General features: G+C 67.9%; 17 protein-coding genes. 13 read left to right on the forward strand and 4 right to left on the reverse strand.

Translation table 11 applies throughout. From position 1 onward, the window contains the following. Window positions 1-257: 257 nt before the first annotated feature. The 5 genes from map to dapE all read left to right on the forward strand — a co-directional run bounded on the left by map (window position 258) and on the right by dapE (window position 6477). Window positions 258-1034: a type I methionyl aminopeptidase gene (map, locus tag VA603_RS15375; protein ID WP_132865122.1), complete on the forward strand. Its 777-nt coding sequence runs from the start codon at window positions 258-260 to the stop codon at window positions 1032-1034. After that, on the forward strand, window positions 1031-3676 hold the full coding sequence (locus VA603_RS15380) for a [protein-PII] uridylyltransferase (protein ID WP_323439364.1): 2646 nt from the start codon (window positions 1031-1033) through the stop codon (window positions 3674-3676). The genes map and VA603_RS15380 overlap by 4 nt, the downstream gene beginning before the upstream one ends. Beyond that, window positions 3676-4734: a 2,3,4,5-tetrahydropyridine-2,6-dicarboxylate N-succinyltransferase gene (gene dapD, locus VA603_RS15385; RefSeq protein WP_323439365.1), complete on the forward strand. Its 1059-nt coding sequence runs from the start codon at window positions 3676-3678 to the stop codon at window positions 4732-4734. The genes VA603_RS15380 and dapD overlap by 1 nt, the downstream gene beginning before the upstream one ends. 169 nt (window positions 4735-4903) lie before the next feature. Further along, window positions 4904-5260, forward strand: a complete 357-nt coding sequence (locus VA603_RS15390) for a Spx/MgsR family RNA polymerase-binding regulatory protein (protein WP_323439366.1) — start codon at window positions 4904-4906, stop codon at window positions 5258-5260. Between the two features lie 89 nt (window positions 5261-5349). Next, window positions 5350-6477 (forward strand): succinyl-diaminopimelate desuccinylase, encoded by a 1128-nt coding sequence (dapE, locus tag VA603_RS15395; RefSeq protein WP_323439367.1) that lies wholly within the window; start codon window positions 5350-5352, stop codon window positions 6475-6477. Window positions 6478-6547: 70 nt separating this feature from the next. On the opposite strand, the gene VA603_RS15400 is transcribed toward dapE, so the two are convergent. After that, on the reverse strand, window positions 6548-7444 hold the full coding sequence (locus VA603_RS15400; RefSeq protein WP_323439368.1) for a tetratricopeptide repeat protein: 897 nt from the start codon (window positions 7442-7444) through the stop codon (window positions 6548-6550). 2 nt (window positions 7445-7446) lie between these two features. On the opposite strand from VA603_RS15400, the gene VA603_RS15405 reads away from it, so the two are divergent. From VA603_RS15405 to VA603_RS15415, 3 genes are all read left to right on the forward strand, one after another. Next, window positions 7447-7656, forward strand: a complete 210-nt coding sequence (locus tag VA603_RS15405; protein WP_313251480.1) for a hypothetical protein — start codon at window positions 7447-7449, stop codon at window positions 7654-7656. A 144-nt stretch (window positions 7657-7800) separates the two neighbouring features. After that, complete coding sequence (gene asnB / locus VA603_RS15410) at window positions 7801-9486, forward strand: asparagine synthase B (RefSeq protein ID WP_323439369.1); 1686 nt, start codon at window positions 7801-7803, stop codon at window positions 9484-9486. An 83-nt stretch (window positions 9487-9569) separates the two neighbouring features. Further along, the gene (locus VA603_RS15415) at window positions 9570-9995 is read left to right on the forward strand and encodes a RidA family protein (protein ID WP_323439370.1); all 426 of its coding nucleotides are present in this window, start codon (window positions 9570-9572) and stop codon (window positions 9993-9995) included. Between the two features lie 90 nt (window positions 9996-10085). Here VA603_RS15415 and VA603_RS15420 read toward each other — a convergent pair whose 3' ends face one another. Next, window positions 10086-12464: a penicillin acylase family protein gene (locus VA603_RS15420; RefSeq protein WP_323439371.1), complete on the reverse strand. Its 2379-nt coding sequence runs from the start codon at window positions 12462-12464 to the stop codon at window positions 10086-10088. A gap of 185 nt (window positions 12465-12649) precedes the next feature. Here VA603_RS15420 and VA603_RS15425 point away from each other — a divergent pair, with 185 nt between their 5' ends. Next, window positions 12650-13138, forward strand: a complete 489-nt coding sequence (locus VA603_RS15425; RefSeq protein ID WP_132865112.1) for a bacterioferritin — start codon at window positions 12650-12652, stop codon at window positions 13136-13138. Between the two features lie 177 nt (window positions 13139-13315). Here VA603_RS15425 and VA603_RS15430 read toward each other — a convergent pair whose 3' ends face one another. Both VA603_RS15430 and parC read right to left on the reverse strand, forming a co-directional pair. Further along, entirely contained in the window at window positions 13316-13972 is a 657-nt protein-coding gene (locus tag VA603_RS15430; RefSeq protein WP_323439372.1) for a thiopurine S-methyltransferase, read from the reverse strand. Between the two features lie 259 nt (window positions 13973-14231). Further along, entirely contained in the window at window positions 14232-16475 is a 2244-nt protein-coding gene (parC, locus tag VA603_RS15435; RefSeq protein WP_323439373.1) for a DNA topoisomerase IV subunit A, read from the reverse strand. Between the two features lie 245 nt (window positions 16476-16720). Here parC and VA603_RS15440 point away from each other — a divergent pair, with 245 nt between their 5' ends. The 4 genes from VA603_RS15440 to VA603_RS15455 are packed head-to-tail and all read left to right on the forward strand — an operon-like array spanning window position 16721 to window position 21381. Next, window positions 16721-17146 carry a MarR family winged helix-turn-helix transcriptional regulator gene (locus VA603_RS15440; RefSeq protein ID WP_132865109.1) on the forward strand — a complete coding sequence of 142 codons (426 nt, stop codon included), beginning with the start codon at window positions 16721-16723 and terminating at the stop codon, window positions 17144-17146. Further along, entirely contained in the window at window positions 17143-18621 is a 1479-nt protein-coding gene (locus VA603_RS15445) for an efflux transporter outer membrane subunit (protein WP_132865108.1), read from the forward strand. Before VA603_RS15440 ends, VA603_RS15445 begins: the two co-directional genes overlap by 4 nt. A gap of 11 nt (window positions 18622-18632) precedes the next feature. Further along, window positions 18633-19814: an HlyD family secretion protein gene (locus tag VA603_RS15450; RefSeq protein ID WP_323439374.1), complete on the forward strand. Its 1182-nt coding sequence runs from the start codon at window positions 18633-18635 to the stop codon at window positions 19812-19814. 7 nt (window positions 19815-19821) lie between these two features. Next, entirely contained in the window at window positions 19822-21381 is a 1560-nt protein-coding gene (locus VA603_RS15455; RefSeq protein ID WP_132865106.1) for a DHA2 family efflux MFS transporter permease subunit, read from the forward strand. Window positions 21382-21530: the final 149 nt, after the last annotated feature.

A 21530-nucleotide genomic window follows, 5' to 3' on the forward strand; every position in this document is an offset into this window, starting at 1 on the left:
CTTGCAGCAAGGCAGGAATGTGGGAGCAGGTGCGGGATCCAGTGTGCTGTCTGGCCGCCGGGCCAAAGGATGAGATATGGCCGGATCCGGGGTTTTTGTGATGTTTGTCGGCCAAATTGCCGCCAATTCGACAGGGCTGCTGTCAGCAGGGCCTTTGCGGCAATCGGGGGCGGCCGGTCCGGTCGGCCGCCGGGGCACCTAAACGTTTAATAATGTGAAAGGTTCAGCGATCTCCCCAAATGCGCGATAATCCGCCGATGGCAATCCAACTGAAAACCCCTGAAGAAATCGAGAAGATGCGCATCGCCGGCCGCCTGGCTGCCGAGGTGCTCGACATCATTGGTCCGCACGTCAAGCCCGGTGTCACCACCGAGGAACTGGACCGCATCTGCCACGATCACATCATCAACGTGCAGGGTGCGATCCCGGCCAACGTGGGCTACCGCGGGTTCCCCAAGACCGTCTGCACCTCGGTCAACAACGTCATCTGCCATGGCATCCCGAGCGAAGCCAAGGTGTTGAAGGACGGCGACATCGTCAACATCGACGTGACCGTCATCAAGGACGGTTGGCATGGTGATACCAGCCGCATGTACTACGTCGGCACCCCGTCGGTGATGGCCAAGCGCCTGGTGGAGACCACCCGGGAAGCCATGTGGCGCGGCATCCGTGCGGTCAAGCCGGGCGCGACGCTGGGCGACGTGGGCCACGCCATCCAGGAATACGCCGAATCCGAACGCTTCAGCGTGGTGCGCGAGTACTGCGGGCATGGCATCGGCAAGGTCTACCACGACGAGCCGCAGGTGCTGCATTACGGCCGTCCGGGCCAGGGCCTGGTGCTCAAGCCGGGCATGACCTTCACCATCGAGCCGATGATCAATGAAGGCACCCGCTACACCAAGGTACTGCCCGACGGCTGGACCGTGGTGACCAAGGACCGCAAGCTGTCGGCCCAGTGGGAGCACATGATCGCGGTGACTGAAGACGGCGTGGAAGTGCTGACGCTGTCGCCAGCCGAATCCGCGCAGGCATGAGCCAACTGCCGGCGGGTCAGGTCGATTCCGTACCGGACGCGCCGGCAGATCCTGCCGGTGATGCGCAGTGGGCCGCGCAGGCGCGGCAATCACTGGCGCATACCGATGCGCGGTTGTGCAAACGCTTCGAGCAGGGCGACACCGTCGAACGCCTGATCGGGCTGCGCGCGCGCGCGGCCGACCTGCTGATCCGCCAGGCCTGGCAGCGCTGCATCGGCGATGCAGCGTTGTCCCTGTTCGCGGTCGGCGGTTACGGGCGGGGGGAGTTGTTCCCGCGCTCGGACATCGACCTGCTGGTGCTGGGCGAGGTGCCGGCCCAACAGGCGCATGAGGCGGACCTGGCGCGCCTGTTTGCGCTGCTGTGGGACGCCGGCCTGCCGGCCAGCCATGCAGTGCGCTCGGCCGAGGAGTGCACCTGGGCCGCCGCGGACCAGACCGTGCTGACCGCGTTGATCGAGGCACGCCCGTTGTGCGCCGGCAACGCCGCGCAGCAGGCGCTGGCGCGCGCGGTCGCCCCCGGGCTGGTCTGGCCGGCGCGCGAATTCTTCCTGGCCAAGCGCGAGGAACTGCAGTGGCGGCACCAGCGCTTTGGCGACACCGCCGACAACCTGGAGCCGGATATCAAGGACGGCCCGGGCGGGTTGCGCGACCTCAACACGCTGGGTTGGATGGCGCTGCGCGCGTTCGGCGTGAGCAACATCGACGCGCTGGTGGGCCTGGGCCACCTGGGCCTGGACGAGGCCGCTGCCCTCAAGCGCGAGCGGCTGGTGCTGGCGCGGTTGCGCTTCGGCCTGCACCTGGTCGCCCAGCGTGCCGAGGAACGGCTGCGCTTCGATCACCAGAAGACGCTCGCCGCGCGCATGGGGTTCGTCGATGACGCCGAAAGCCTGGGCGTGGAAAAGATGATGCAGGGCTTCTATCGCAGCGCCGCGGTGATCCGTCGCATCAGCGACCGCCTGCTGCAGCGCTTCGAGGAACAGTTCGACGGCGAGGCGAGCCCGGAGCCGGTGGGCGATGGTTTCTCGCTGCGCCGCGGTTACCTGTCCGCCGACGACCCCGCCTGGCCGCACGGCGACATCCGCAGCCTGTTCGCGTTGTTTGCCTGCTGGGCACGCACCCCGGACGTACGTGGCCTGCATTCGATGACCGCGCGTGGCCTGGCCGAGATGCTGGACGAGATCCCCGCGTACACCGAGGTGGACGTGGCGGTGCGCGACCAGTTCATGGCGCTGCTGCGCGGCCCCCGCGCGGTCGACACGCTGGCTCGGATGGCACGCCTGGGCGTGCTCGGCCAGTGGATCCCGGCGTTCGCGCAGGTGTCCGGGCGCATGCAGTTCGACCTGTTCCACGTCTACACGGTGGACCAGCACACCTTGATGGTGCTGCGGAACATCGGTCTGTTCGCTTCCGGGCGCGCGGATGAGCGCTTCTCCATCGCCCATGAAGTCTGGCCGCGCCTGCGCAAGCCCGAGTTGCTGCTGCTGGCCGGCCTGTTCCACGACATCGCCAAGGGCCGCGGCGGCGACCATTCCGAGCTGGGAGCGGTGGATGCACGCGGGTTCTGCGCCGCACATGAGCTCAGCGCCTCCGACACCGAACTGGTGGCGTGGCTGGTGGAACAGCACCTGCGCATGTCGGTGACCGCGCAGAAGCAGGACATCACCGACCCGGACGTCATCCAGCGGTTTGCCGCGTTGGTGGGCGACCGCGACCGGCTGGATTACCTGTACCTGCTGACCTGTGCCGATATCGCCGGCACCAGCCCCAAGTTGTGGAATGCCTGGAAGGACCGCCTGTTGGCCGACCTGTACTTCGCCACCCGCCGCGCGTTGCGCGAAGGTGGCGAGCACACCTTGCCCGAAGCCGAGCGCGTGCAGGAAGCACGTGACAACGTGCGCGAGCAGATGCGGCTGCTTGGCCATGCCGACGCGGTGATCGACCGCCAGTTCGCGGCGATGCCGGACGAGAGCTTCCTGCGCTTCCGTCCCGAACAGCTGGTGTGGCAGGCAGCCTCGCTGGTGGAGGTGCGCAAGGGCGGCACGCTGGTGAAGGTGCGCCGCATCACCCCGGAGAGCGATGCACTGGAAGTGTTCGTGCATTCGCCGGACCGCGATGGCCTGTTCGCCGCCATCGTGATGACGCTGGACCGCGCCGGGTACGGCATCCACCGCGCGCGCGTGCTGGACGGCCCGGACGACACCATCTTCGATACGTTCGAAGTGACCCCGGCGGTGAACTTCGCCGATGGTGATACCGCGCGGCTGGAGGCGGCGCTGCGCAAGGCGCTGGCCGGCAATATCCAGATCCTGCGGCCGGCGCGGCGGGTGATGCCACGCCAGCTCAAGCATTTCCGCTTCGCGCCGCGGATCGAGTTCATCGAGTCCACGCATGCCGACCGCACCTTGTTGAACCTGGTGGCGCCGGATCGCCCCGGCCTGCTGGCCGACGTGGCGCATGTCCTGCGTGACCAGCAACTGCGCGTGCAGGATGCGCGCATCGCCACGTTCGGCGAGCGCGCCGAAGACCAGTTCCAGTTGACCGACCGGCACGACCAACCCCTTACCGAATCCTCCCGGCAGGCCCTGCGCGAAGCGTTGCTGGCCAGCCTGGAGCCTGAAACAACGCCAGGAGACCCCCACTGATGGCCACCCGGAAACCCGCCGCCAAGAAGGCTGCACCGACCAAGAAGACCGCCGCCAAGCCGGCAGCCCCCGCGCCTGTTGCGAAGAAGCCCGTTGCAAAGAAGCCGGTGGTGAAGAAGCCCGCTGCAGCGGCCAAGCCAGTCGTGAAGAAGGCGGTGGCCGCCGCCAAGCCGAAGACCATCGAATCGGTGGGGCCGCGCAGCCTGCGCAAGCCGCCGGCGCCGGGCGTGGCGGAAATGAAGTTCAGCATCGAGAGCGCGTTCGAGCGCCGCGCGATGCTGACCGTCGACGAGATCGAAGGGTCGACCCGCCCGCTGGTCAACCGCGTGATCGATGGACTGGAGTCGGGTGAGTTCCGCGTCGCCGAGCCCGATGGCAATGGCGGCTGGAAGGTCAACGAGTGGTTGAAGAAGGCGGTGCTGCTGTACTTCCGCGTCAATGACATGGCGGTGATGGAAGGCCGTCCGGCACCGTTCTGGGACAAGGTCGAAGCGCGCTTCGAAGGCTATGACGAAACCCGCTTCCGCCAGGCCGGCGTGCGCGTGGTGCCGGGCGCGATCGCCCGCCGCGGCACGCACTTCGGCAAGGACGTGGTGCTGATGCCGAGCTTCACCAACATCGGCGCGCACGTGGGCGAGGGCACCATGGTCGACACCTGGGCCACGGTGGGTTCGTGCGCGCAGATCGGCAAGCACTGCCACCTGTCCGGCGGTGCCGGCATCGGTGGCGTGCTGGAGCCGCTGCAGGCCAGCCCGACCATCATCGAGGACCACTGCTTCATCGGCGCGCGTTCGGAAGTGGTGGAAGGCGTGGTCGTCGGCCATCACAGCGTGATCGGCATGGGCGTGTTCCTGAGCCAGAGCACCCGCATCTACAACCGCGCCACCGGCGAGATCAGCTACGGCTACATCCCCCCGTACAGCGTGGTGGTCAGCGGTTCGCTGCCGTCCAAGGACGGCACCCACTCGCTGTATTGCGCGGTGATCGTCAAGCAGGTTGATGCCCGGACCCGCAGCAAGACCAGCGTCAACGACCTGCTGCGCGGCCTGGCCGACTAACGCAGTAGCCCCGGAAGTTCCCTTCTCCCGCGAGCGGGAGAAGGTGGTGCGAAGCACCGGATGAGGGCGCTTCTGTGCTGTTGATGCACGCAAACCTGGAGCTTGCCCTCACCCCCAACCCCTCTCCCGTACACGGGAGAGGGGAGTACATCATCGCGAGCATGGAACAATGACCACCGTTTTCGGTTTGAAGAACTGCGACACCTGCAAGAAGGCCACCAAGTGGCTGGACCGCTTCAACGTCGGCTACACCTTCGTCGATTACCGCGACAACAAGCCCACCCCGGAAACGCTGCTGGAGTGGGCCGGCAAGGCCGGTGGCTTCGAGGCGATGATCAACAAGTCCTCGACCACCTGGCGGCAGCTGCCGGACAACCGCAAGGGCGCCGCGTCCGATGCCGAGTGGAAACTGCTGTTGCGCGAATACCCGCAGCTGATCAAGCGCCCGGTGGTGATCACCGAGGATGGCCAGTTCAGTCAGGGCTTCAGCGACAACGGCTTCAAGAAGCGCTTCGACATCGCCTGAATCCAACGTAGGCGCGGCCTCGGCCGCGAAACCACCACCGCCGAAACAACCGTGGCGCAAAGCCCGGCGCACCCTCGAACGAGGCCCCCATGAGCGACGTATTCGACCTGACCTGCGCGTTGATCGCGCGCCCCTCGGTAACCCCGGACGATGCCGGTTGCCAGCAGTTGATCGGCGGGCGCCTGGCCGCCGCCGGTTTCCACTGCGAGCACCTGCGCCTGGGCGAAGTCGACAACCTGTGGGCCACCCACGGCAGTGGTGCGCCGGTGCTGGTGCTGCTCGGTCACACCGACGTGGTGCCCAGCGGCCCGGCCGAGCAATGGGCCAGTGAGCCGTTCACCCCGGTCGTGCGCGAAGGCGTGCTGTATGGGCGTGGTGCGGCCGACATGAAGGGCAGCGTGGCCGCGTTCGTGGTCGCCGCCGAGCAGTTCGTGGCCGCGCATCCGCAGCATCCGGGCACGTTGGCGGTGCTGCTGACCAGCGATGAGGAGGGCGATGCCATCGATGGCGTGCGCCACGTGGCGCGCCTGTTCCGCGAGCGCGGGCAGGGCATCGACTGGTGCATCACCGGCGAGCCTTCTTCCACCGCAAGGCTCGGTGACCTGCTGCGCGTGGGCCGGCGTGGCAGCCTGTCGGCCAAACTGCGGGTGAAGGGCGTGCAGGGTCACGTGGCCTATCCGGACAAGGCACGCAACCCGATCCACCTGGCCGCTTCGGCGTTGGCCGAGCTGACCGCACGGCATTGGGACGATGGCTATGAGAGCTTCCCGCCGACCAGCCTGCAGGTGTCCAACATCAACGCCGGCACCGGCGCCAACAACGTGATCCCCGGCGAGCTGCAGGTGATGTTCAACCTGCGCTACAACCCGCATTGGAATGCCGACCAGCTGGAGGCGGAGATAACCGCGCTGCTCGACCGCCATCACCTGGACTACGAATTGAACTGGCATCGCAGCGGCGAGCCGTTCTACACGCCGGAAGGGCGCCTGCGCAGCGTCGCGCGCGAGGTGCTGGCCGGGTTCGCCGGCACGCTGCCGGAAGAAAGCACCGGCGGTGGCACTTCCGATGCACGCTTCATCGCGCCGCTGGGCGCGCAGTGCATTGAGGTTGGGCCGGTGAACGCCAGCATCCACCAGGTGGACGAGAACGTGCGCGTGGCCGACCTGGAAGCCTTGCCGGCGCTGTACCAGCGGCTGATCGAGCGCCTGCTCGCCTAGCCGCTGCCCGCCGGCAGCGACGCGGCGGCCGGCATTCGACGATGCAGGACCCGGGCGCGGGGCAGGCGCCCTATTCGAAGATGAAGAAGGGCGGGGCGATGGCCTTGCGCCAGTAGGCCTCTTCGGCCAGATAGAACTGCTGGGCCTGCGACTGTGCGAACCACGCCGCCGCAGCGTCCACGTCGGCCTGCAGTCCCTTGCTGCCGCGTCCCAGCGCCAGTCCGGCGAAGTACTGCCCGTAGACGTTGCCCTGTGCGCCCGCGCGCTGGTACCAGCGCAGCGCTTCGGCGGTGTCTTCGGCCACGCCCAGTCCGGCTTCGTGCAGCGCGCCGAGATCGACCTGCGCCTCGGCGTCGCCACGCGCGGCGTCGCGCTGGATGCGCGCGATCACGGCGTTCAACGATGGCCCGTCCAGGCGCAGGCGGCCGACCGATGCCGGCTCACCCGCCGCCGCGCGCAGGGGCGCGAGCTTGTACAACTCGCGCATGTAGACCGCGTGGCGCATCCGCCACCGCAGCGCGCCGGCCATGTCACCGCGATCGGCATGCCACCGCCCCAGGTCGGCCATGGCATAGGGCGAGCCGTGGTAGGCGGCGCTGCGGTACCAGCGGTAGGCCTTGCGTGGCGATGGCTTGAGCACGACGTGCTCGGGTTCCTGTGGTGCATCGCCACTGTCGAGCCGGCCACGTTCCAGGATCGTCCCGAGCTGTTCCTCGGCGCTGGCGCTGTGGTGGGTGCGGGGCGGGATCGCCGCGGCGCGTGCGTACCAGTCCAGTGCCCGCGGATCGTTGCGGGACCGGTACAGGCGCGCCATGCGCAGGGCCGAATCGAACTGGCCATCGGCGGTGGCGGCCAGGGCCTGGCGTTCGCTGTCGTCGCTTGGCCGGTGTGTCCGGGTGGACGCGCAGCCGGCCAGGATGAACAGGGCGAGCGCGCCCAGGAGCAGGAGGGGAGCGTGGGGGATCATCCGTGAAGTCCTGGCAGGGCAGGGGATTATCCGGGACCGTGGCGGCCCACCCGCTGAATCGGTTGCGCGAGCAACAGTTGCGCGGTCGCCAAAACAGGGATACGGTCAGCGCCATGTCCTCGTTCCTGGCCACCGCCGTCAACAACAACAACCGCAATAATCTGCGCGCGAATAATCGTGCGCGGCCGATGCGGGACTGCGACCAGAGCTAGAACAGGCAACACGCTCAGGACACCAGAAAACCCGCATCGGTCGATGCGGGTTTTTTTGTGGCCGGGCGGGAATACCAAGCGGCTGCGCCGTCCCCATGCCGTTGCTTCGAATGCTTGTCCCCACACAACCCCAGGAGCTTTCCCATGTGTTCCATCTTCGGCATTTTCGGCCTGCAACCGGGCGATGACCTGCAGGCGCTGCGTCGCCAGGCGCTTGACCAATCCCAGCGCCAGCGCCACCGCGGCCCGGACTGGAGCGGCGTCTACGTCGACACCGGCGCCATCCTGGTGCACGAGCGGCTGGCCATCGTCGATCCGGCCGGCGGCTCGCAGCCGCTGCTGTCCGAGGACGGCGAACTGGCGCTGGCGGTGAACGGCGAGATCTACAACCACCAGGAGCTGAAGAAGGAACTCGCCCAGCCCTACGCCTTCCAGACCGGTTCGGACTGCGAGGTGATCAACGCGCTGTACCGGCAGGACGAACCGGCATCGTTCCTCAACCGCCTCAACGGCATCTTCGCCTTCGCCTTGTGGGACAAGGCCAAGGGCCGCGCGATCATCGCCCGCGACCCGATCGGCGTGGTGCCGCTGTACTGGGGGCATGACAAGCAGGGCCGCCTGTGCGTGGCCTCGGAGATGAAGTCGCTGTCCGATACCTGCGCCGACGTGGCGCAGTTCCCGCCGGGCCACTGGTACGACAGCAGCACCGATACCCTGACCCGCTACTACGAGCGGCCGTGGCGTGACTATGACGCGGTCCAGGGCGTGGACGTGCCGCTGCAGGAACTGCGCGAGGCGTTCGAGCGCGCCGTGCACCGCCAGCTGATGACCGACGTGCCGTATGGCGTGCTGCTGTCCGGCGGGCTGGATTCGTCGCTGGTCGCGGCGGTGGCCGCGCGCTATGCACGCCATCGCATCGAGGACGGCGGCCAGAGCGAGGCCTGGTGGCCGCGCTTGCACAGCTTCGCCATCGGCCTGAAGGGCTCGCCGGACCTGGCCGCGGCCAAGGTTGCCGCCGAGGCGCTGGGCACCGTCCACCATGGGTTCGAGTACACCTTCGAGGAAGGGCTGGACGCACTGCCGGAAGTCATCCGGCATATCGAGACCTATGACGTCACCACCATCCGCGCCTCCACGCCGATGTTCCTGCTGGCGCGCCGGATCAAGGCGATGGGCGTGAAGATGGTGCTGTCCGGCGAAGGCAGCGACGAGATCTTTGGCGGCTACCTGTACTTCCACAAGGCGCCGAACGCGCGCGAGTTCCATGAGGAACTGGTGCGCAAGCTCGACGGGCTGAACAACTACGATTGCCTGCGCGCCAACAAGTCGATGATGGCCTGGGGCGTGGAGCCGCGCGTGCCGTTCCTGGACCGCGAGTTCATGGACGTGGCGATGCAGCTGGACGCGCGCTACAAGATGGTCGACAAGGGTACCGGCCGCATCGAGAAGGCGGTGCTGCGCGAAGCCTTCGAGGGCTACCTGCCGAAGGAGATCCTGTGGCGGCAGAAGGAGCAGTTCAGCGACGGCGTCGGCTACGGCTGGATCGACGGGCTCAAGGCGCACGCCGAGGAACAGGTCAGCGACCGCGTGCTGGCCGCGGCCGACAAGCGCTTCCCGTACAACCCGCCGCAGACCAAGGAGGCGTACTACTATCGCCACCTGTTCGAACAGTTCTACCCGAGCCGCGCGGCGTCGGAGACGGTGCCGGGCGGCAAGTCGATCGCCTGTTCCTCGCCGGCCGCGATTGCCTGGGATGCCAGTTTCGCCAGCATGGCCGACCCCTCCGGTCGCGCCGTGGCCGGCGTGCATGAGCAGGCACTGGCCGGTTGAGCAGCGCGGCGGGCCCCGCACGGATGCGGGTCCCGTCGTATCGATCGCCGGTGACGGCATTTCCATGACGGGGAGGAGGAATGATGCGCGCATTGATGCCGGGAATTGCCGGCCTGTTGGCGTGTGGCCTGGCGCAGGCGACGGAGGTCCCGCTGGAGCGGCATTCGCTGGGCAGCTGGGAGGCCGACATCGGCTACAGCGGCGTGGTCCGTGACGGCGACACGCTGCATATCTCCGGCGTGCCGTGCCGGGGCAAGGACATGCAGGAGGCGGTGCAGCGCTGCTACGGGAAATTGAACGAGATCCTGCAGCGCTTCGGTGCCGACAGCAGCCAGGTGGTGAAGGAAACTGCGTTCACCACCGACATGGATGCCTTGGTCAAGGCCATCCCGGAACGAAAGGCGTTCTTTGCCGATGGTCGCTATCCGGCCGCCTCCTGGGTACAGGTGGAGCGCCTGTTCAATGCCCAGGACATGCTGGAGGTGGAGTGGACCGTGCGGCTGAAGTGACCGCCGCATGAGGGATGGCCCGGCGGCGCATGGCCGGCCGGGCTTCATTGCAGTGGCCCCGCCGACCGGACGCGCTCCGGCCGGCCGGGATCATCGTGGGCTCAGGCGCAGCGTGTGCACGCGTTCCCCGGGCAGGAACGGGGTCGGCGTGCCCTTGACCCAGTCCTCATGGCCCGCGCCCCAGAACGGCGACAACGGATGGCCGCTCTGGCCGCCGGGCATGTGCACGATGCCGTCGGCTTCATGTCCGGGTGAGACCACCATGCGCTCGGAGGCGCCGAAGGAGGGGCCGACCACGCGCGGCATGTCGCCATCACCGGCCAGGGCTTGGCGCGGCATGCACAGCCAGCGCTTGAACAGTTCCGGGAGTGCGCGGCTGACCGGGTGGCAGATGGCCGCCGTGTTGCGTTCGCCCCAGGTGCGCTGGGTGAGGTCCGCCCCTTGGGCGGTGAGGTCCTTCTCCAGCTGGACGGCGCTCTCGGCCAGCAACGCATCCCAGCTCTTGAACGGTGGCGGCAGCAGGTGCACCGGCCGTTCGGTCAGCAGTGGCCAAGCCACGCCCTCCAGCTGCGGCAGGTTGGGCGCGATGAAGTCATCGCCCAGGGTGGCCTGCGCGGGTGCCAGCAGCGCGGCCTGCAGGTTGTCGAGCAGGATGCCGCGGAAGCCGCGGGCAAGCCGGTAGCTGACCGAGTCGACGCTGGCGTGGCCTTCCCAGCTGCGGGTGGCCGCTTCCAATCGCTGCAGCGAGGGATCGCTGCTGTGCTCGACGGTCTGCCGCAACAGCTTCCACCAGCGTTCCATCAGCAGGGCGCGGTCATCGAGCTGGATGGCGAGCAGGTCGCGTTCGGTGAACTGCTGGCGTGCGAACAGGCCGTCGCGGATCTGCCGGGCGCGTGCGCCGAAGTCGTAGCCCCCGTTGCCGGCCACCGCCAGCGCCGGGCCGTCGAGTACGCGCCCGTTCGCGGTCCACAGGCGGTGGTTCGGCGGGTCGACCAGTGACGGGGCCTGGTCGGAGCGGATCGCCCACGCGCTACACGTCGCCGGCGTGGCGGGCACCGCCCGGGTGGGGGTGTCGATGCCATGCGAACAGTCCGGGCTCCGGTCCGGACGTGCGCCGATCAGCCGCCAGGCAATGCGACCCTTGCGGTCACCGACCAGCAGGTTCTGCGCCGGGATGCCGGAGCGGTCGGCCACGGCAAAGGCGGCATCGAGGTCGGCGGCCTTGGCCATGTCGGCGAAGTCCAGGCGTACCGCGCCGGGCAGCTGGCCCACCCAGCGCAGCGCCAGCAGCGAGCCATCGGGGGTTTCATGCAGCACCGGTCCCCAGTCGGATTCACGCACGAGCAGCCGTTCCGGTGCCTGCCCGGCGACGGCAATGGATTCCACGTACTCGCGCAGCGGCGTGTCCGCAGGCAGCGGCGCGAAGTCGGCGGTGTCGATGTAGCTGTTGGTGAATGCCCAGGCCACGCGCGTGTTGCTGCCGACGATCACCGCCGGCAGGCCGGGCAGGGTGAAGCCGGTGACATCGATGTTGCCGTCCGGCGCGGTGGGTTCGGCATAGCGCAGGCGCGCGCGGAACCAGATGTTGGGTGCGCGCAGGGTGAGGTGCATGTCATCGGCGATGATCGCGCGGCCGTCGGCGGTGAGCGCCCCGGACACGGCGAAGTTGTTGCTTCCCGGAAAGTAATCGGCCGCCTCCGGCGGCCCGCCGAGGTCTCTCTCCCGCCGTGCGGGAGAGAGGGCTGCCGTCGCGTCGCCCTGCGCGGGCGGCGCAACGCGCAGATCCAAGGCATCCGCCCCCGGCAGCACCGCATCGCCACGCGCGTTTCCGAACAGGGGCGCGTCCCAGCTGCTGCCGTCGTGGCTGATCAGGGCATACAGGGCCGGAGGCACGACCTCGCGGATGCGCCCCAGCGCCAGTTCGCGGGTATTGCTGGTGTCCTGCAGGTCGGCATACATGGCCAATCCGGTCAGGACCGAGTCTTCCAGTTCCCACGGCCGTGGTTGCTGGCGCAGCAGCAGGTACGGCCAGGGGCGCACCGGCAGGGCGGCCAGGCCGGCGTTGACGCCCTCGCGGTAGGCCTCGATGACCGCGCGTTTGTCGCCCAGCGCCACGCCCAGGTTTTCATGGGTGCGTGCCCGCAGCCGGTGCACGCGCATGGCGCGGTCGCGGGGCAGGGCGGCGGCGCCGAACAGTTCGGACAGCTCGCCGGCGGCGGCGCGCCGCATCAGGTCCATCTCGAAGAAGCGCTCCTGCGCGTGCACGTAGCCCAGTGCACGCGCCATGTCCGCCTCATTGGCGGCCTGCACGGTGAGCATGCCGTTGGCATCGCGATCAAGGCTGACCGGGGCGCTGAGCCCGGGCAACAGCAACTCGCCATCCAACTGGGCTAGGCTGCCGCGCAGCAGCAGCCAGACGACCAGAACCAGAACAAGCAACAGACCCAGCAAGATCCCCAGTGAACGCATCAGCCAACGTAGCACAGGCCTACCCCCGGTCAGGTGTGTCCGGCGATTGTAGACAGCTTGTGAAGCCGGCAGGTGTCAAAAGGCGGGCCGGCGAGGGGAAGCGCAACTGAAAGTGATTCCGATTAGATCATTGCGCGGCGGGATAGGGCACCCTATGCCCATTCCGAACCATCAGGAGCACCCCCATGCAGGGCAAACCCGAAGTCATCGAATGCCTGAAGGAGCTGCTGCGCGGCGAGTTGGCTGCGCGCGACCAGTACTTCATCCATTCCCGCCGTTATGAGGATCAGGGCCTGCAGGCGCTGTACGAACGCATCGGCCACGAGATGGAAGAGGAGACCGAGCACGCCGACGCGCTGCTGCGCCGCATCCTGTTCCTGGGCGGCAACCCGGACATGCGCCCGCACGGCTTCGAGCCGGGCCTGACCGTGGTGGAGATGCTGGAGAAGGACCTGCAGGTCGAATACCAGGTGCGCGCCAACCTGGCCGCCGGCGTGAAGCTGTGCGAAGCGCACGGCGACTACGTGAGCCGCGACATCCTGATCGCGCAGTTGCGTGACACCGAGGAAGACCATGCCTGGTGGCTGGAGCAGCAGCTGGGCCTGATCAAGCGGATCGGCCTGGCGCTGTACCAGACCAGCAAGATGGACGCCAAGGGCACCCCGGCGCACTGATCGGGATGACGGAGGTGGGGCGGCGTGAGCCGCCCTTCTTCTTTTTGGGGCTTTTCCTTGAAGCGACCCTCACCCCAACCCCTCTCCCGCAGGCGGGAGAGGGGCTCGTAGTCCGTGGACTGGTCGTGACAAGCCCCTCTCCCGCCTGCGGGAGAGGGGTTGGGGTGAGGGCGGCTTTCAGCCGTGCAACAAGCGATACACGGCCGTGGACAGCGCACTCACGCCCTGCGCGCGGAAGTCCGGTTGCTGGTCCAGGATGTCGCGGCGCTCTTCCAGCCGCACTTTCCAACCCAGCCGGGACAGCTGCTCCACCTCGGGCTGCTCGACCGAGAACGGCGGGCCCTGCTTTTCGTCCTGCGGGTATTCCAGGGTGATCAGCACGCCTTGGCAGCCCTGCGGCACGCGTGCATAGACGGTGTCGCGATAGCGCTCGCGCAGCGCCGGCGGCAGGGCGATCAGCGCGGCACGGTCGTATATGCCGGCAATGTCCGATAGCAGCCCCGCCTCCAGCGCGAAGGCATCGCCGCAGATGATCTCGATCGGCCCGGCGACGTAGTGCTCGCCGTTGGCACTGCGGTGGCGCTGCGGGGTGAGGCCGGCTTCGGCGAAGAACTGCTCCACGGCCAGCGATGACAACTCCACGCCCAGCACCCGGTGCCCCTGCGCGGCCAGCCAATGCATGTCCAGGGTCTTGCCGCACAGCGGCACCAGCACACGGCTGCCGGTGGGCAGCTGCAGGTCGGGCCAGTGCTTCTGCAGCAACGGCATCACCTCGTTGCGGTGGAAGCCGATCTGGCCGTCATGCCAGCGTTGGAGCCAGAAGTCGGGATGCATGGGGTTCGTCCAAGGGAAGAGGGCACCATTGTAGGAGTGGCGTTGGCCGCGATGCCGGGCATGCTGCAGATGCAGGCCGTGCCTGACCGGCGCGTTCATCGGCTTCGCGGCCGAGGTCGCTCCTGCGAAAAAAAAAGCCGGGCGTTCTGCCCGGCTTTTTCGTGATTACTGGACTTCCAGTCCTTCGACCTTCTGCCGCGCCATGCACACATCCGGCAATCGCATTGCCGAACGCGCCGCCGCGCGCCAGTGAAGTGAATTACTGGACTTCCAGCCCTTCGACCTTCTGCCACCCCCTCGGCAACAAATGCCCGCGCGTGGCCCGGGTGCCCAGGTAGGTTTCCAGGTCCTTGAACGACAGGTTCATCGTGCGCTGGCCGCTGCGGACCAGCAGGGTGTTGCCCGGGCCCACCGCGACCACCGCCACCACGCGCTCGGTGGAGAGCTTGGCCTTGGGGATCTCGATGATCTTGTTGCCCTTGCCCTTGTCCAGCTCGGGCAGGTCGGCGGCCGGGATGGCCAGCATGTTGCCGGCGCTGGTCACCGCGACGATGCGGTCGGTCTCCGGGTTGGCGACCACGGACGGCGACAGCACCGTCGAGCCGGTGCTCAGGTTGAGCATCGCCTTGCCGGCCTTGTTGCGGCCGACCAGGTTCTCGAAGCGGGTGACGAAGCCATAGCCGTGCGAGGAGGCCAGCACGAAGCGGGTGTTGTTCTCGCCGCTGGCCACGGTGACGAAGGAACTGCCCGCCGCCGGCGAGAAGCGGCCGGTCAGTGGCTCGCCGTTGCCGCGTGCCGAGGGCAGGGTGTGCACCGGCGTGGAGTAAGCGCGACCCTCGCTGTCGAGGAAGGCGACCTGCTGGGTGCTGCGGGTGCGGGTGGCGGCAAGCAGACCATCGCCTTCGCGGTAGGACAGCGTGGCGCCGTCCACGTCGTGGCCCTTGGCCGCGCGCACCCAGCCCTTCTCCGAGAGCACCACGGTCATCGGTTCGCTGGCGACCAGCTCGGTCTCGTCGATGGCCTGGGCGGCAACGCGCTGCACCAGCGGCGAACGGCGGGCATCGCCGAACTTCTTGGCATCGGCCAGCAGCTCGTCCTTGACCAGCTTCTTCAGCTTGGCGCTGCTCTGCAGGATCGACAGGATCTTGTCGCGTTCCTTGGCCAGCTCGTCCTGCTCGCCGCGGATCTTCATTTCCTCCAGGCGGGCCAGCTGCTTGAGCTTGGTCTCCAGGATGTATTCGGCCTGTTCCTCGCTCAGCGCGAAGCGGGCGATCAGCGCGGCCTTGGCATCGTCCTCGGTGCGGATGATGCGGATCACCTCGTCCAGGTTGAGGAAGGCGATCAGCAAGCCTTCCAACAGGTGCAGGCGACGCTCGACCTTCTGCAGGCGGTGGGTCAGGCGGCGGGTGACCGTGTCCTGGCGGAAGCGCAGCCATTCGCCGAGCAGCATCTTCAGGTTCTTGACCTGCGGGCGCCCGTCCAGACCGATCACGTTGAGGTTGACGCGGTAGCTGCGCTCCAGGTCGGTGGTGGCGAACAGGTGACCCATCAGCTGTTCGGCATCGACGCGGTTGGAGCGCGGGATCAGCACCACCCGTACCGGATTGGCGTGGTCGGACTCGTCGCGGATGTCTTCCAGCCACGGCAGCTTCTTGGCGCGCATCTGCGCGGCGATCTGCTCGATCACCTTGGACGGGGAGACCTGGTGCGGCAGCGCGTTGACCACGATGTTGCTGGCCTCGCGCAGGAAGGTGGCGCGTGCACGCACGCTGCCGTTGCCGGTCTCGTAGATGTTCCGCAGGTCCGACGGCGAGGTGATGATCTCGGCGGTGGTCGGGTAGTCCGGGCCCTTCACGTGCTCGCACAGCTCGGCCACGGTGGCGTCCGGGTCGTCGATCAGGTGCACCAGCGCGCTGACGATCTCATTGAGATTGTGCGAGGGCACGTCGGTGGCCATGCCCACGGCGATGCCGGTGGTGCCGTTGAGCAGCAGGTGCGGCAGGCGCGCCGGCAGCCAGCTGGGCTCTTCCAGGGTGCCGTCGAAGTTGGGCGTCCAGTCCACGGTGCCCTGGCCCAGCTCGCCCAGCAGCACTTCGGCGATGGGGGTGAGCTTGGATTCGGTATAGCGCATGGCCGCGAACGACTTGGGGTCGTCGCTGGAGCCGAAGTTGCCCTGGCCGTCGATCAGCGGGTAGCGGTAGGAGAACGGCTGGGCCATCAGCACCAGCGCTTCGTAGCAGGCGCTGTCGCCGTGCGGGTGGTACTTACCGATCACGTCACCGACGGTGCGTGCCGACTTCTTGGGCTTGGCCGAGGCGCTCAGCCCCAGCTCGCTCATCGAGTAGATGATGCGGCGCTGCACCGGCTTGAGCCCGTCGCCGATGAACGGCAGGGCGCGGTCCAGGACCACATACATGGAGTAATCGAGATAGGCGCGTTCGGCGTATTCACGCAGCGGCTGCTGTTCGAAGCCGTGGAACGCGGGGCGTGCAAGGTCGGTCATTGCGGGTGGTGCTACCTGTGAACGTTGAAGCCGCGGCGTGGCTGCCGGCTTCCAGCCGCCCGATTATCCGGATGGCGGCGGCGATGCCAAGCGTGTACCGCCGCGGCAACCGGCACGGCGCGGGATTCGATCCAAATCTGTAACACTGAATTCACTTCTTGTTGGAAATGTTCCATTGAGAATATTTCCAAATGGAAATAATATGCCGCCCCATGATTTCCTGCCTGTCCGTGCCCCCGATCGCCATGCCCCCCAGTTTCGGCCTGCTGTTGCGCCAGGTCGGCGACGGGCTGGTGCGCCAGCTCGATGCCGCCATGGCCGAAGAAGGCCTGGGCATCAATTTCACCCACTACGTGGGCCTGAAGGTGCTGGCCAACATGGGCCCGTGCACGGCGGCCGAGCTGGGCCAGGCCATCAACCAGGTGCCCAGCGCGGTCACGCGCCTGCTGGACAAGCTCGAAGCGCTGGGCTGCCTGCGCCGCGAGCCGCATGCGCAGGACCGGCGTGCATTGCAGATCGTGCTTACCGAAAAAGGCCAGGCGCTCTGGCAGCAGTTGAAGGTGCGCGGTGACCGGGTGATGGACCTGGCCATGCGCGACCTCGACGACGCCGAGCGCGCTCTTTTGACTTCCCTGTTGACCCGAGTCCGCGACTCCCTCTCTTCCCCATGAAAACTCATCCATTGCAATCAGCCCGCCCGCTGTTGGTGGGCGTTTTGGCGTTGGCGCTCACCGCCTGTGCCAGCAGCCGTGGGCTGCAGCCGCAGGGACGCCTGCTCGACATGGACGGCCTGCAGGCCGGCCGCAGCCTGGCCGGTGATGACCTGAGCGCCTCCGGTTTCCCTGCCGTGGACTGGTGGCGTGCCCTGGGCGATGCCCAGCTCGACGCGCTGGTCGCCGAAGGGCTGCGCAACAGTCCGTCGCTGGAAGTGGCCGATGCGCGCTTGCGCCAGGCCCAGGCGCAGGTGGCCGGCAGCAAGGCCGAACGCATGCCCAGTCTGTCGGTCTCGCCGGGCTACACCGGCATGCGCCTGCCCGAATCGATGCTGGGCGAGGCCGGTGGCCACTACGCCGGCAGCGTGCAGACCGTGCTGAACTTCAGCTACGGCGTGGACCTGTGGGGCGGCAAGCGCGCCGCCTGGGAAGCGGCGGTGGACAGCCGGCATGCCGCGGCGGTGGACGCGCAGGCGGCACGGCTGGACCTGTCGGCGGCCATCGTCCAGGGTTACGCCCAGTTGGCCCACGCCGGTGCCCTGCAGCGGGTGGCCAATGACGAGCTGGCACGCTCGGAACAGTTGCTGCAACTGACCCGCCAGCGCCGCAGCGCCGGCATCGACAGCGACCTGCAGGTGCGCCAGGCCGAAGCCCGCATCCCGCTGGCACGTCAGCAGCAGTTGGCGGCGCAGCAGCAGATCGATGCCGCCCGCAACGGACTGGCCGCATTGCTGGGCCAGGGGCCGGACCGCGGCCTGCAGATCGCCGTGCCGGAGGCGCTGAGCCCGCTGGCGCTGCAACTGCCGGGCGTGCTGCCCAGCGAACTGCTGGGTCGTCGTCCCGACGTGGTCGCCGCGCGTTGGCGGGTGGAAGCCTCGGACAAGCAGATCCATGTCGCCAAGTCGCATTTCTATCCCAGCCTCAACCTGATGGCGCTCGGCGGCGTGGTGTCCAAGGACGTCGGCAGCCTGCTGGAAAGTGGCTCCACCTTCGGCCTGCTGGCACCGGCATTGAGCCTGCCGATCTTCGACGGTGGCCGTCTGCGCGCCGGGTTGGCCAAGAGTGACGCCGATTACGACCTGGCCGTGGCCAGCTACAACACCACCGTGGTGCAGGCGCTGCGCGAGGTGGCCGACCAGGTCAACGCGGTGCGTTCGCTGGCCACCCAGGTGGAAGCCCAGCAGCAGGCCGTGGCCACCGCGCAGTCGGCCAACGCGCTGGCGCAGCAGCGCTACCGCGCGGGCATCGGCAACTACCTGGACGTGCTCGGCACCCAGGACGTGCTGCTGCAAGCGCAGCAGCGGCTGAGCAACCTGCAGTCGCAGCAGCTGTTGTCCTCGGTGCAGTTGAGCGCGGCGCTGGGCGGTGGTTACCAGCCCGGCGACGACGCGCTGCCGGGTACCGCCAAGGCTTCCGATCTTCCGAATTCCTGAGAGTCCTTTCCATGAGCCAGACTTCTTCCAATGACGCGGCCGCCGCCGCACCCAGCCGCCGCGGCAAGCTGCTGCGCGGCCTGTTCCTGATCGTGGTGATCCTGCTGGTCGCCTTCGTGGCGTGGTACTACCTGATGGGCCGCTGGGCCGAGGAAACCGACGACGCCTACGTGGTCGGCAACCAGGTGCAGATCACCCCGCTGGTCGGTGGCACGGTGGTGTCCATCGCCGCCGATGACGGCATGAAGGTGGAGCAGGGCCAGTTGCTGGTGCAGCTGGACCCGGCCGACACCGAGGTGGCCATGCAGCAGGCCGAAGCCAACCTGGCCCGCACCGTGCGCCAGGTGCGCGGCATGTACCGCAGCGTGGAAGGCGCGCAGGCCGAGTTGAACGCCCGCCAGGTCACGCTCAAGCGCGCCCGCGAGGACTACGCGCGGCGCAAGGGCCTGGCCGATACCGGCGCGATCTCGCGCGAGGAACTTGCCCACGCCGCCGATGAACTGGCGGCCGCCGAAGCGGCGGTGTCCGGTTCGCGCGAAAGCGTGGAGCGCAGCCGCGCGCTGGTCGATGACACCGTCATCGCCACCCAGCCCGACGTGCAGGCCGCCGCGGCGCAGCTGCGCCAGGCCTATCTGAACAATGCCCGCGCCGGCATCGTGGCGCCGGTCAGTGGCTACGTGGCCCGTCGTTCGGTGCAGGTCGGCCAGCGCGTGCAGCCGGGCGCCGCGCTGATGGCGGTGGTGCCGACCGAGCAGATGTGGGTGGAGGCCAACTTCAAGGAAACCCAGCTGCGCCACATGCGCCTGGGCCAGGAAGTGGAACTGCGCTCGGACCTGTACGGCGGCGAGGTGACCTACAAGGGCCACATCACCAGCCTGGGCCTGGGCACCGGTTCGGCGTTCTCGCTGCTGCCGGCGCAGAACGCCAGCGGCAACTGGATCAAGATCGTGCAGCGCGTGCCGGTGCGCGTGGCCATCGATGCCAAACAGCTGGCCGACCACCCGTTGCGCATCGGCCTGTCGATGAAGGCCGAGGTGAACCTGCACGACCAGAAGGGCGGCGTGCTGCCGGCCGACGTTGCCAAGGGCACCGTGTACGGCACCGAGGTCTACGCCAGGCAGCTGCAGGAAGCCGACGCGCTGATCCACACCATCATCCAGGGCAACCTGCCGTCGTCGGCCCGCGCCGGCTGAGGTCACCATGTCCGCTCAAGCTCCCGCAGCCCCGCAGGCGGAGGCCGGCCAGGCGCCGGTCAACGTCGCGCTGTGCACGGCCGGCCTGGCGCTGGCGTCGTTCATGCAGGTGCTCGACACCACGATCGCCAACGTCTCGCTGCCGACCATCGCCGGTAACCTCGGTGCCAGTTCGCAGCAGGCGACCTGGGTCATCACCTCGTTCGCGGTCAGCACGGCCATCGCGCTGCCGCTGACCGGCTGGCTGAGCCGGCGCTTCGGCGAGGTGAAGTTGTTCATGTGGGCGACCATCGCCTTCTCCATCGCCTCGCTGCTGTGTGGCATCGCGCAGAGCATGGGCATGCTGGTGGTTTCGCGCGCGCTGCAGGGCTTCGTCGCCGGCCCGATGTACCCGATCACCCAGTCGCTGCTGGTGTCGATCTATCCGCGCGAGAAGCGGGGGCAGGCGCTGGCGCTGCTGGCGATGATCACGGTGGTCGCGCCGATCGCCGGGCCCATCCTCGGTGGCTGGATCACCGACAACTACAGCTGGGAATGGATCTTCCTGATCAACGTGCCGCTGGGCGTGATCGCCGCAGCCATCGTCGGTGGCCAGCTGCGGCACCGCGTGGAGCAGGTCGAGAAGCCGAAGATGGACTACGTCGGCCTGGTCACCCTGGTGATCGGCGTGGGCTGCCTGCAGCTGATGCTGGACCTGGGCAACGAGGAAGACTGGTTCGCCTCGACCAAGATCGTGGTGCTGACCTGCATCGCGGTGGTGATGCTGGCGGTGTTCGTGATCTGGGAGCTGACCGACAAGGATCCGATCGTGGACCTGCGCCTGCTGCGCCACCGCAACTTCCGTGCCGGTACGCTGGCGATGGTGGTCGGCTACGCCGCGTTCTTCTCGGTGGCGCTGATGATCCCGCAGTGGTTGCAGCGGGACATGGGGTACACCGCGATCTGGGCGGGCCTGGCCACGGCGCCGTTGGGTTTCCTGCCGGTGTTGCTGGCGCCGTTGCTGGGCAAGTTCGGGCACCGCTTCGACATGCGCACGCTGGCCAGCTTCGCCTTCGTGGTGTTGTCGGCGACCTGCTTCCTGCGCGCGGGCTTCAACCTGCAGGTCAACTTCGAGCATGTGGCCGGCGTGCAGCTGTTGATGGGCCTGGGCGTGGCGCTGTTCTTCATGCCGGTGCTGCAGATCGTACTGTCCGACCTGGATGGCCGTGAAGTGGCGGCAGGTTCGGGCCTGGCGACCTTCCTGCGCACCCTGGGCGGCAGCTTCGCAGCTTCGCTTACTACCTGGCTGTGGGCGCGCCGCACCCAGCAGCACCACGCCAGCCTGACCGAGCACGTGTCGCTGTACGACCCGGGCATGCATGCGCAGGTCACCGCGATGGGGCAGGGCGATCTGCAGCGCGGTGCCGCGGTGCTCGACAACATGATCGTGCACCAGGCCTCGCAGATGGGCTTCAACGACATCTTCCTGTTGCTGGGCTGGGTGTTCCTGTTGATCACCGGCATCGTGTGGATGGCCAAGCCGCCGTTCGGTGCGGGCGGTGGCGCGGCATCGGCGGGCGGTCATTGATCAGCGTTGGCCGAGCAGGTGCCGGATACGTGCCGAGCGTGGCTCGGCACTATCGGGTGGTGCAGCGGTAAAGCGCTGCCGTGCTGCGCCGTGCCCTGCCGGATACGTGCCGGGCATGGTCCGGCACTGCCTTGCTTCGACCTTCTTTT

It is taken from the genome of Stenotrophomonas capsici, assembly GCF_034961085.1.
GTDB classification, from domain to species: domain Bacteria; phylum Pseudomonadota; class Gammaproteobacteria; order Xanthomonadales; family Xanthomonadaceae; genus Stenotrophomonas; species Stenotrophomonas capsici.